At 36.2% G+C, this 10,227-nt stretch carries 14 protein-coding genes and 1 tRNA gene; 10 read left to right on the forward strand and 5 right to left on the reverse strand.

The window, feature by feature from the left end; genetic code table 11:
• Positions 1-45: 45 nt before the first annotated feature.
• Complete coding sequence (suhB, locus tag NRL14_RS15240) at positions 46-849, reverse strand: inositol-1-monophosphatase (protein WP_007375998.1); 804 nt, start codon at positions 847-849, stop codon at positions 46-48.
• A gap of 234 nt (positions 850-1,083) precedes the next feature.
• On the opposite strand from suhB, the gene NRL14_RS15245 reads away from it, so the two are divergent.
• Positions 1,084-1,500 carry a VOC family protein gene (locus tag NRL14_RS15245; protein WP_008138897.1) on the forward strand — a complete coding sequence of 139 codons (417 nt, stop codon included), beginning with the start codon at positions 1,084-1,086 and terminating at the stop codon, positions 1,498-1,500.
• 321 nt (positions 1,501-1,821) lie between these two features.
• Here NRL14_RS15245 and NRL14_RS15250 read toward each other — a convergent pair whose 3' ends face one another.
• Positions 1,822-2,487: a LiaF domain-containing protein gene (locus tag NRL14_RS15250; RefSeq protein ID WP_033030818.1), complete on the reverse strand. Its 666-nt coding sequence runs from the start codon at positions 2,485-2,487 to the stop codon at positions 1,822-1,824.
• Positions 2,488-2,803: 316 nt separating this feature from the next.
• On the opposite strand from NRL14_RS15250, the gene NRL14_RS15255 reads away from it, so the two are divergent.
• From NRL14_RS15255 to NRL14_RS15270, 4 genes are all read left to right on the forward strand, one after another.
• Positions 2,804-3,370, forward strand: coding sequence for a BON domain-containing protein (locus NRL14_RS15255; RefSeq protein WP_007376001.1), 567 nt, complete (start codon positions 2,804-2,806; stop codon positions 3,368-3,370).
• Between the two features lie 64 nt (positions 3,371-3,434).
• Positions 3,435-3,593 carry a YqaE/Pmp3 family membrane protein gene (locus NRL14_RS15260; RefSeq protein WP_002957822.1) on the forward strand — a complete coding sequence of 53 codons (159 nt, stop codon included), beginning with the start codon at positions 3,435-3,437 and terminating at the stop codon, positions 3,591-3,593.
• Between the two features lie 279 nt (positions 3,594-3,872).
• Positions 3,873-3,949 (forward strand) — tRNA-Ile (locus tag NRL14_RS15265).
• 238 nt (positions 3,950-4,187) lie between these two features.
• The gene (locus tag NRL14_RS15270) at positions 4,188-4,913 is read left to right on the forward strand and encodes a phosphoribosyltransferase (RefSeq protein ID WP_306725046.1); all 726 of its coding nucleotides are present in this window, start codon (positions 4,188-4,190) and stop codon (positions 4,911-4,913) included.
• A gap of 257 nt (positions 4,914-5,170) precedes the next feature.
• Here NRL14_RS15270 and NRL14_RS15275 read toward each other — a convergent pair whose 3' ends face one another.
• Both NRL14_RS15275 and NRL14_RS15280 read right to left on the reverse strand, forming a co-directional pair.
• Positions 5,171-6,052 carry a site-specific integrase gene (locus NRL14_RS15275; RefSeq protein ID WP_306725047.1) on the reverse strand — a complete coding sequence of 294 codons (882 nt, stop codon included), beginning with the start codon at positions 6,050-6,052 and terminating at the stop codon, positions 5,171-5,173.
• Positions 6,045-6,266: a hypothetical protein gene (locus tag NRL14_RS15280; RefSeq protein ID WP_306725048.1), complete on the reverse strand. Its 222-nt coding sequence runs from the start codon at positions 6,264-6,266 to the stop codon at positions 6,045-6,047. The genes NRL14_RS15275 and NRL14_RS15280 overlap by 8 nt, the downstream gene beginning before the upstream one ends.
• A gap of 506 nt (positions 6,267-6,772) precedes the next feature.
• Between NRL14_RS15280 and NRL14_RS15285 the strand changes: the two genes are divergently transcribed.
• A complete protein-coding gene (locus NRL14_RS15285) occupies positions 6,773-7,615 on the forward strand; it encodes a hypothetical protein (RefSeq protein WP_306725049.1) in 843 nt (280 codons plus the stop codon).
• Between the two features lie 42 nt (positions 7,616-7,657).
• Here the strand turns inward: NRL14_RS15285 and NRL14_RS15290 are convergent, their stop codons facing one another.
• Positions 7,658-7,918 carry a helix-turn-helix domain-containing protein gene (locus tag NRL14_RS15290; protein WP_306725050.1) on the reverse strand — a complete coding sequence of 87 codons (261 nt, stop codon included), beginning with the start codon at positions 7,916-7,918 and terminating at the stop codon, positions 7,658-7,660.
• Between the two features lie 88 nt (positions 7,919-8,006).
• Here NRL14_RS15290 and NRL14_RS15295 point away from each other — a divergent pair, with 88 nt between their 5' ends.
• The 4 genes from NRL14_RS15295 to NRL14_RS15310 all read left to right on the forward strand — a co-directional run bounded on the left by NRL14_RS15295 (position 8,007) and on the right by NRL14_RS15310 (position 9,879).
• Positions 8,007-8,198, forward strand: coding sequence for a hypothetical protein (locus tag NRL14_RS15295; RefSeq protein ID WP_306725051.1), 192 nt, complete (start codon positions 8,007-8,009; stop codon positions 8,196-8,198).
• Positions 8,199-8,206: 8 nt separating this feature from the next.
• Positions 8,207-8,575, forward strand: a complete 369-nt coding sequence (locus NRL14_RS15300; RefSeq protein ID WP_306725052.1) for a hypothetical protein — start codon at positions 8,207-8,209, stop codon at positions 8,573-8,575.
• Positions 8,576-8,871: 296 nt separating this feature from the next.
• Positions 8,872-9,078 (forward strand): AlpA family transcriptional regulator, encoded by a 207-nt coding sequence (locus NRL14_RS15305; RefSeq protein WP_306725053.1) that lies wholly within the window; start codon positions 8,872-8,874, stop codon positions 9,076-9,078.
• 24 nt (positions 9,079-9,102) lie between these two features.
• A complete protein-coding gene (locus tag NRL14_RS15310) occupies positions 9,103-9,879 on the forward strand; it encodes a replication initiator protein A (RefSeq protein ID WP_306725054.1) in 777 nt (258 codons plus the stop codon).
• The last annotated feature ends 348 nt before the right edge of the window (positions 9,880-10,227 follow it).

Below are 10,227 nucleotides of genomic sequence, written 5' to 3' on the forward strand. Positions count from 1 at the left end.
TAAATTGTTCAAATACTTATGCAGATTAGTATTAGTAGCATTAAATTAGCGAAGTAACGACTCAGTTAATACTGGGCGAATTTCACGAATAATCGCTTGAGTCAATTTTGGTGAACCACAGATGATATTACCGCTGTGGCTATAGTTATTACCACCAGCAAAATCTACAACCATACCGCCGGCTTCTTTAACCATTAGTTCGCCCGCTGCAGAATTCCACGGTTTTAAACCAATTTCAAAAAATCCATCAACACGACCCGCTGCAACGTATGCCATATCTAGTGCAGAACAACCTGCGCGACGAATATCAGCAGTGTGTACAAACAATGCTTTAAACGCTTCAGTGTATGCATCCATGTGGTTTTTATTTTTGAAAGGGAAACCAGTAGCAAGTACAGTGCCCGCAAGAACGGTAGTTTTGCTTACACGAAGACGTTTGCTGTTAAGCTGAGTGCCTTGACCACGAGAAGCAGTGAAAAGCTCACCACGAATTGGATCATAAATAACAGCTTGGTCCAAACGACCTTTAACTTTAAGTGCGATAGAAACCGCGTAATGAGGGATGCCTTTGATGAAATTAGTTGTTCCATCGATAGGATCTACAATCCATTGGTAATCATCATCCTTGCCTTTATGCTCACCTAACTCTTCACCAACAATCGAGTGAGTTGGGTAAGATTGTAAAATAGTGTCACGAATTACGGCTTCAGCTTCTTTATCAATGTTAGTTACTAAGTCGTTAGCGCCTTTTTGTTGCACTTCAACTTTTGATAAATCTTCACTTGCGCGAAGTAAAATTTTGCCTGCGTTACGCGCAGCGCGAACCGCAATGTTTAACATTGGATGCATGGAGTTACCTTTGGGTTGTAAAAGAACGTTTATATATTTCAGCCGGCGTATTTTAGCGATTTCTGCCATAAAGTAAACAATAAACCCTAAATACTTTTGTGTGTTTTTTATACTTTATTGTTCTGCATATATATTTGCGGCTGTATAAAATTTAAATAAATCTAAAAAACCACTTTACCTAAAGTTAACTTGAGGTTTTATTGTGTTTGCATACTCAATCAAGAAGGACACATTATGTATTTAGAACATGTCAATTTAGTGGTTAATAATATTGAGGATATGATTAAATTTTATCAAGCGGTATTCCCTCATTGGTCAATCCGAAGTGAAGGTAGGGGCACTTGGCATGGTAAACCAAGGCGCTGGGTGCATTTTGGTGATGACACACAATACATTGCAATGAGCGATCATGGTGAAGGTGAAAACCGAGATTTAGCAGGCCATCAATTAGGTTTAGCGCACTTTGCTTACGTTACCCAAAATTTAGATGCAGTAGTAAAGCGTTTGCAACAAGTTGGTTTTAAAATAGATAAACAAGGCGGTGACAACCCATTTAGAAAAAATGTTTATTTTATCGATCCGGCTGGATTTGAAGTAGAGTTTGTAGAATATTTAAGTGATATACCAAGCGAGCGAAATAACGATTTATAATAAAACGTCAGGCAGTAACTTAGGCTTATTTATCTTTCGAAGTTGAATTTTAAGCCGTGTGTTTGGTTTTTAGTAGAACACACCTATGTGGTGTGCTTATTCCCTATAAATAGGTAATAACAACGTATAAATGCCAAACACAGGCTAACGAAAGGCTCTACCTAGGACTGCAGTTAGCACTGAAAATAGTTGCTTGAGATAGATTTATTATCCAGAGTTCAGGTTATTTAGGTTACAAATCTCGGGCAGCAATTAAACGCACCTAATTAAGGCAATATCTGACCTTAAAGGTTAATCGACTCTAACGCGCTGCTAGATAAATTATAATGAGCGGTTATTATTAACGCCAAGTTGTGTTTTTAGCTCGTTTGCAAAGCTCATAAACTTCTCTTTTATGGTGCGTTTTATTTTAACTTCAACCGACCCCATTACTGCTTTACCTTCAATATGAATAGTGGGTCCTTGGCGCTTGTTAAGCGATACCGACTTGTTTTCAAGGCTGCTTAAAATACAAAACATTTTAGAGACTACATTTACATGCTCTGGTACATAAATTTCATCGCTACCAAAAATACAGTTAACGTGAATCGTTACATTTTGATGGGTAAAAATGGCATCAGTAAAATCAAGCACTACAGAGCCCATAAAATTGGTTAAGTATATATTTTTTGGCACAACCCATTGGCCGCTGCGCTCGTTAGAACCCAAAATGCTGCGTAGCGTAAAATCATCATCGCTGTTTTGCTGTGCACTATAATGTGGAGTAAATTGCGATTGTTTTTCTGCTTTATATTGCTGATCGGTATTAAGTGTTAAGTCTTCAACTAGGATTAACAAAGCTTCATTACTACTTGCATCCATAGCCTCATCTAAGCGTCTTTCAAATGCATCCACTGAAATAACGCCATGGCTGTAATTATAAATTAATTGATCTATCACTTGTTCACGTACTTGCTCTATTGGGCGGTCTTCAACTTTTACAGACATGGGTATTCCTTATTATATTTACTATTGGTGGTGAGTAAGCAAACGGCGTACCAAATATAATTTCAATAATTATCAGAGGCTTAATTTTTCAGTCTGTTTTTAGTTTTGTTATATTAACGATAGATTAACCAAAACAGCAATTATCTAGCTATTTTCACAATGTGAGAAAGTTTTACCGATGAGTCTGTAAATAGTTACACGGCTATAACATGAGATTAGTTGATTTAAATTTCCAACCCATTGAATTTAAATGTTAAATTTAGTTGGCCTAAAGTTCGCATTAGTTAAAGTGTCTTTAATCAAAAGGAGAAAGATTATGAAAACATTTAACAAATCTATTATCGCGGCTTTAGTTCTTGGTACTACGGCTATGAGTGCCCAAGCAAACAGCTGGGAAAACGAAAGTAAAGATGCTTGGATTGATGGTAAGGCAGAAACAGTGCTACTTATGAACACTAATCTAAACAACTTTGACATTAACACTGATGTAAAAAATGGCAAGGTAGTACTTACAGGTAAAGTTGATAGCGAAATTGAAAAAGAGTTAGCAGAAGAACTTGTACTTAGCCTAGATGGCGTATCCGATGTTGAAAACAGCCTGACTGTTGTAAAAAACATGGATACCAAAAACACAGACAAAGACATGATGGATGATGGTGATAACGACCTAACAGACGCTAAAATCACCACCGTAATCACAACACGCTTCCTATTTGACTCGGAAGTTGGTGGTACAGACATTGATGTTGATACCGATAACGGTATTGTAACTCTAAACGGTTCTGTAGAATCTGAAGCTGAAAAACAGCTAGCGGTTAAAATTGCCAAAAATGCAGAAGATGTGCGCGACGTGGTAGATAAATTATCTATCGTTGCTGAATAATGCACTATACTCAAAGCCCAGTGAATCTGGGCTTTTTGTTTTTTAATTTTAAAGGAGTTAAGTTATGGATATCATTCGTATAATATTGTCAGTTTTATTACCGCCACTAGGTGTATTTTTGCAAGTAGGCTTAGGTATGCATTTTTGGTTAAATATTTTATTAACACTGCTAGGTTATTTCCCAGGGTTAATACACGCCATTTATATTATTGCTAAAAAGTAACGTTGTGTTATTTGTATTATTAGTTGTGTAAGTCAATTTTAAATGCAGCTTAAAGAGGCACTTTTAATTGGCTTGCATGAATCCCTTCTCCTAAATTCCTCATTTTTGCACATTACTCCCTCATAAAAGATTACTATTTAAGCAGTTAGCTTACTGATTGTTAAAATAAAGGTTTTTAGTAGTGACAAGCCCCCAAAAAGTTTTTATACTGCAACCCGCTTTAGTCGCTCTGTGACTGAACGCTTCAAAAATTAACTGCCTAGCAGTTATATAAAAGTTGGCCCCTTAGCTCAGTTGGTTAGAGCACACGACTCATAATCGTTAGGTCCCCAGTTCGAGTCTGGGAGGGGCCACCACTTTTACAAGCTTTCCAAGTAAATATCTACTAACCTAAATTACTCTGTGCTACCTCTGTGCTACTTTTACAATAGCAAAATTAATAAGAGTTTGTAACTTTTTAGGTTGGGATAGTATTGTCTTAATGCATTCATTTATCTTTATTAATTAAAATAGTCATACATTAAGTTAGTATCTTTCGTGAGCGGGGCTAACAATGTAATATCTATTGTATATGTAAATGCTTAGGATATATCATTGGGAATTGATATTTGTAGGGCTCACAAAGTAAGCTTGAATGAAACTCACGAACAGAGGTTAGTTACAAGCATAGAACGCAATCCTGTTGAGTCTTTAAAAGAAAACCTTTTGGTCAAGTGTGTATACAGACGAACTAAATACGGTGATTATCAAAGGGATGGTAATCCTTTTATCTATGCTCTTAAGCGGAAGTCACCATATTCAATTACGAACAGTGAGCTTTTTCGTTTTAGACCTAGTTTTAAAGAAATACTTTTCAAAATGTGCCAAGATATTGATGTGGATTTTGTTTTAGGGGTGCCTTCTTCTCATCAAATTGTATCTCACTTTGGGAATCGTGTTGCTCGACAAATACGAGCGGTATACATAGACGATTACTTTTCAAAGCAGACTGTAGGAGATGTCCTTAGCACTTTTAGTCTCACTTCAGTTAACGACAAGCATAAAAAAGCTGTAAAAAAAGTACTATCTACTTATAAAAAGCTTGATGCTAACGAAGAAGTATCGCTAAAAAAAATTGAAAATAAGATTCGTCATTATTTTGAGCCAGTAAAGATTAACCCCAGTTACTCTGGGGTTAATATAGATGGTAACATATTAATTGTTGATGACTTGCTGTCTACAGGAACTACATTACTTTCGTCTGCAAGAATACTTAGCTCTAGAGGAATTAATATTGCCGGAGGATTTTGTTTGCTTAGCGATTTAACAACTCGAAAATAGTTGATCATATAGTTTATTTAGCTTAATATTAAACCAGACCAAGCATACGTCCCTTGGTCTATAAATATGAGGCATACTTAGTATGTGGACCCGCGCAGCACTCGTTACGGTCAGTTCATAGGGAACAAATAGTAGCATAAGATGGCAGCGGCTTCTTCAACTTGCGGTTGTAAAATGCTCGATGGGGACCCTGTTTGGGTCCCCACCATAATTCTAAAGATTAATTATATCTAACCTTTTTTAAAATCACTTACTATCTACCTTAAATAAACTTCAGTAATTTCAGCCCTGAAATGACCAAGCTCTTGCGATACAGTTTCGAGAGCTGTTGCTCTACTTAAACCTAAACTTTTTAACTCAGCCATTCTCTCTTGTGCGTAGCTATGCCTGAGGCCATGACCGCCATTAGAAAAAAAGAGTGTGCGACTAGATGCTTTTGAGAATGAGCATGACCATTTATGACCACCACCAATATCATAGCGTTGTAGATAGTTAATTTCCCTATCACGAACTGTTACAGGCTGTATTAAGCGCCTTTGTTCTAGCTGTGTAGCCAGTGCGCTAGGTATTAGTACATCACGGATTAGGCCGCCTTTGCCTTTCACTGTATAAATACTACCTTCTCGACCAAGCCATTTACTGTCTAGCACAGGACGGCTATCAGCCTTTCGCTCTGATACTCTTGCTATAGTTAATAGCTCATGGGCTCTTAATCCTGCTGCGTAGGCTATTTGTGTAGATAAATTATATTTTCTAGTTTGATGTTCACTAATTGCATGAGCTTGAGCAGGAGTGTAGGCGCGAGACTTTTCAATTATATCTTTTTCGGATTTTATTACAGTCAGTGTTTCTTTAGGGCCAAGTTTGCCGTTGAGTTTAAACATAGCTTGAATTGCTTGTCGTTCCATATCCAGCGTTTTTTGGCCTGCAAACTCACTGCGGTAATCAAGGTATTTATAAGCATCTTGAATGCTCACCCCTTGCACACCATTAATGCCAATATTCTTTGACCATCTAGCTATTTTTATAAGTGCAGTTTTATAATTACGAGCAGTGCCAAGCGATTTAACAATTTTGTGTTGGTATAAGTTTTTAGCTAGCTTTTCTGCTTGTGCTTCAGGCTTTGCGAACTTAGGCATTTTTATCAATCCATCGTTTTACAGTACTCCAGTGTGTTTTTACTCCTTTGCGCAAAAGCCATCGTTGCAAACAAGCAATGCTTGTTGCTTCTTTATGAAGCGCAAGTAGTTTGTGTTTATGAATATCGAGCTTTGATGGCTTAAATCGTTTTTTACTGATTAGCTTTTTTTCGTTTTTTAGGCGCAATGCTTCAGCCTTAACATTAAAGGTCATAGTAACTCTCCAAGGGATTTGTAAGATAGACTGGCTATTAAAGCTCAGCGGCTAATGCCTATTCGCCCCTGTTCAACGCATAGCGTTTGGCTCGGACTGATCTCGCCATTAATTATTTTTGATACGTAAAAGCATCAATATGATTTCCACAGTGAAGTGAAACTTGTAAACCTCGTTACTACGCTTTGAAGGCAGCTGAACAGCGCCTGTATTTTTCTTTGCTCGTTAAGAGCTAAACTAGTTTCTAGATTAGCACTTTTTCAAACCATTTCAATCTGCAAATAAAAGTATGCGTATAACGCCTTATATCCCCAGACCCCGCTATGTGTAAGCCGATTTTAGGCTTCTACATAGCGGGGTCTGGGCAAAGCCCAGTAAAAAGGAGGCGAATTGCTCATGATGCCTCATTTTGAAATGGTTTAAATAAATTTCCATAATAGTAATTTATTACTTCATTCACACTTTTAAGCATGATAATTATTAGTTTCTATTACAAGGAATATTGTATGACTGAAGAGACTAAAAGAAAAAGTGAAACAATAGAGAGAATTGCAACCAAACTGTCGATTTTAGCTATTTTGGGTGGCGCAATTGCAGCTATTAATCATTATGCGGGTTATAGCTTCTTGAAGGGAGTTATAGAGGCTATTGGATTAGGTAATTCCAGTGTTGAATTAAGTAATCAAGAAACTACACACATGACTATGATTGCGATTAGATCTGCTTATGAAAATTGGATGGCCGAAGTGGCAAAGTTTTTTAAGATAGGTTGGATCGGGGTGTCACTGCTATGTGTATTGATGGCATTTTATGGATACTTCATTTTTGATTTTAAATTAGTTAACCGAGATGGAAGTACGCCAAATAAAGTACTGTATTATTTTAGGAAACTACCTGTATTCTTAAAAAAAATGTTCACATATCCATTTTTTGCTTTCTTTGGATTAATTATATATATGGTTTCTGTATCTTTTTTGCTGTGGATTGTTTGGGGGGCTTTATCTGTTTTTTACTCAGTTGGTTACTCTTACGGTAAGGATATGATTCAAAGCGGTATTTGTGCTCCCTTAGATGTAATAAGGAAAAAGGAGGAAAGAGATAAAGAGTATAATATGATTTCAGGTTGTTCTATTTATATTGATGCGTATGGGAATCAGCTGCATGGTCGAATTGTTTTTTCGGGTAAAAATAATTCAATTTTCATTACAAATACGGAAAGTATTATATTTGACACAAAGGGTAAGCACTTAGCTTGCTCTCCAAGGTATGATTTAAATAAAGATGATGATAAGCAGGCTAAAAACCATTGTGTTTTCCCAGTAACAAAGTCAATTACACCTGATAAGTAAGAAGTTTATTTAATAGGGGCTACTAACTGCCCTTATTTAAGTTTATTTATAATTTAAAATTTCTTCAGCGAGTTCATCTTCTATGCAATACAAAAATGCAGTAGGGACTTCTAAAATATTAGCTAATGCTTTAACTGTTTTAAAGTCAGGAGCATGAACACCTTTTTCATATTGGTTCATTCTGGCCGATGCTGCGAACTCATCCATACCAGCTAAGATCCCTAGTTTTTTTTGGGATAGTGCTTTTGCTTTTCTTGCTTCTTTTAATCGTTTTGGGAAAGGGGAGTCATCATTAGTTTTCATTTATATTTATTCTTAACTTGAAAACTAAGAGTTTCTTAGCTTTAATGTATTTTAGATACTAAGTAATACTTAGCTTTAGAGGTGGTATATGATTTGGAAAACACTAAAGGTTATTGGTTCGGTGGCCGTGGCTGTTATCTTAGACGTTGAGGATAAGTCAGAGGAGGATCGCTTTATTGATGAGTACAGTGATGGGATGGGAAGTGTAAATCATTGTGGGGACGACTATGCTGAACAGGAGGCCAGAGATGCACATGCCCGTGGAGAGCTCTATAAGTGACAAGTAGTATGATTAAACCTGAAAATAAGCCATATCAGTCTGTGCTTGCAGTATTATCAGTGCAGCTTTATGGTTGCGAGAAAAGCTATCAACAATTAGCGCTATTAAGCAGCCAATTAAATAATATATCGGAACCTCGGTTAATTAGTTCATTGCTTACCTTAGATTTTATGCTTCATCATTATATAAATGATAAAGGTGAGGTTTGGGATATTCAAAAAGAAAGTTATCAGATGTTTTGTAATCGCTCGGAGTCTTTAAAGATTGTGAATAGTGGTTACTCTGAAAAAGACGTTCAGCATTTTTTTCAATGGATTGTTATGCTTTCCAATTGGGATCATGATTTAAACTTGCCAATCACCTACAGTTTTCATTAAATTTTTAGCTTGAGTTTGGCATGCCAAACTTTAAGCACTCTGTTTTGAGCAAAAATTTAGTCTTATATTATTCAATAAAGCGTTAATTTCCTTCTAAGTCCCTTACTTATATCTAACTTTAGATCATCAGACTTACTTTGTATTACCATCTTTTACTATTTTAAAAAAAGCATCGAAAAATTGACCCCCCCCTTTTTGAGAGTCATTCATTCTTAAATTTATTAGGATTGCTTCAAGTAAGAAGTGTTAGCAATAAGTATTAATTTATTGCATTTGATTTATTTGAGGAAATATTAATGAATAACAAAAAAGTAATTTTTTATCGCACTCAAGAGGCGGCAGATCTTCTTTGCATAAGTAAACAGTCTCTGTTTAATCAGATAGCAATTAATAAACAAAATAGTGACAGATATCCTTTACCGCCGTATATAAAAATAGGTCGTCGGGTTTTGTTTCCAGTTTCTGATTTTCATGAGTGGTTAGAATCACAGCCTCGCTTCTAAGTGACGGTCTACATGAATTGCTCAATGACACATGTGAGCTTAAAGTCAGATATGTTTTCAATGGTGTGGCCTGTTTTTGCATTAGATGGAAAGTCTAAAGGTGCGTTGGATTTTTCATATAAAGGCGTATCTATAAAAATTGTACCAAGCGTTTTAGGTCGAGCAACCATCAAAGATAAAGAAATACTCATTTATTGCTTGAGCCACATAATGGCTGCAAAAAACGCTAAGTTAGAGCTTAGTAACACGGCTTGCTTCAATACTTATGATCTCCTAAAAGCCACAGGAAGAGGAACATCAGGTAAAGAGTACAAGCTTGTTGAAAAGGCTCTATACCGACTCGCAGGAACATTAATAACTACCGATTATAAGTTTAATGGTCGAAGGTTTTTGGAAAGCATGGGTCTCATCGAAGGTTTTAAGTTAATCGAAGATAGTGGTTTAAGTTGCTGGCAAGTAACATTGCCCGATTGGATCATTGAGTCGATTGATGACAATGATGTTTTAACATTACATGAAGATTACTTTCAATTATCCAAACCATTTGAGCGTAGGCTTTATGAAGTATGTCGGAAGCGATGTGGTAGACCTTCTATGCAGGTTATCAAATTAGATAATCTCCGTGAAAGAATTGGTATTAAGCTACCGCTACCAGCCTTAAAGAACCGTATCCAAAAACTTAAAAAAATTTTAGATTATCGACTTAGGGTTGAGAGCGATAACGTATTAATTTTTCGCGATACTGAAAGCGGGAGAAGGCAACTTGCACTGTTTGAAATTGAGCGTTTACGAAAGGGGTAAAGCCTAAATTAGAGTCGTATTTTTGATATTGGATAGCATTGTACTTCTGATAAATATCGTCGTACTTTTAGTTAGTTCTATTCGTACTTTTGAAGTTTTAGATCCTCTACAGCCTTTGTATTAGTTATATACTCAATGTTCTAAACGGGGGAAAGTGTTAAACGTATTTATAAATATAGATATAAACATATTTATGATTATCAATTATATCAATATTCGTGAAAGTAGTTATAAGGTTGCCAATGCTCGTTAATTTGAAAACGCCTAAGCCACAGGGCAAGAGCATGAAAAAAGTCTATGCGTTCAGTACCTTTTCAAGGTAGGCTGTACTGCGCATAGCTTTTTTCT

This window comes from Pseudoalteromonas sp. 20-92, assembly GCF_030847595.1.
Classification (GTDB): domain Bacteria; phylum Pseudomonadota; class Gammaproteobacteria; order Enterobacterales; family Alteromonadaceae; genus Pseudoalteromonas; species Pseudoalteromonas fuliginea.

Bases quoted from the DNA above. Each gene is read 5' to 3' on its own strand.
- NRL14_RS15260 (WP_002957822.1), top strand. From the start codon at position 3,435: ATGGATATCATTCGTATAATATTGTCAGTTTTATTACCGCCACTAGGT.
- NRL14_RS15295 (WP_306725051.1), top strand. From the start codon at position 8,007: ATGATTTGGAAAACACTAAAGGTTATTGGTTCGGTGGCCGTGGCTGTT.
- NRL14_RS15310 (WP_306725054.1), top strand. From the start codon at position 9,103: ATGACACATGTGAGCTTAAAGTCAGATATGTTTTCAATGGTGTGGCCT.
- NRL14_RS15305 (WP_306725053.1), top strand. From the start codon at position 8,872: ATGAATAACAAAAAAGTAATTTTTTATCGCACTCAAGAGGCGGCAGAT.
- NRL14_RS15245 (WP_008138897.1), top strand. From the start codon at position 1,084: ATGTATTTAGAACATGTCAATTTAGTGGTTAATAATATTGAGGATATG.
- NRL14_RS15300 (WP_306725052.1), top strand. From the start codon at position 8,207: ATGATTAAACCTGAAAATAAGCCATATCAGTCTGTGCTTGCAGTATTA.
- NRL14_RS15255 (WP_007376001.1), top strand. From the start codon at position 2,804: ATGAAAACATTTAACAAATCTATTATCGCGGCTTTAGTTCTTGGTACT.
- NRL14_RS15250 (WP_033030818.1), bottom strand. From the start codon at position 2,487: ATGTCTGTAAAAGTTGAAGACCGCCCAATAGAGCAAGTACGTGAACAA.
- NRL14_RS15285 (WP_306725049.1), top strand. From the start codon at position 6,773: ATGACTGAAGAGACTAAAAGAAAAAGTGAAACAATAGAGAGAATTGCA.
- NRL14_RS15280 (WP_306725048.1), bottom strand. From the start codon at position 6,266: ATGACCTTTAATGTTAAGGCTGAAGCATTGCGCCTAAAAAACGAAAAA.
- NRL14_RS15290 (WP_306725050.1), bottom strand. From the start codon at position 7,918: ATGAAAACTAATGATGACTCCCCTTTCCCAAAACGATTAAAAGAAGCA.
- suhB (WP_007375998.1), bottom strand. From the start codon at position 849: ATGCATCCAATGTTAAACATTGCGGTTCGCGCTGCGCGTAACGCAGGC.
- NRL14_RS15275 (WP_306725047.1), bottom strand. From the start codon at position 6,052: ATGCCTAAGTTCGCAAAGCCTGAAGCACAAGCAGAAAAGCTAGCTAAA.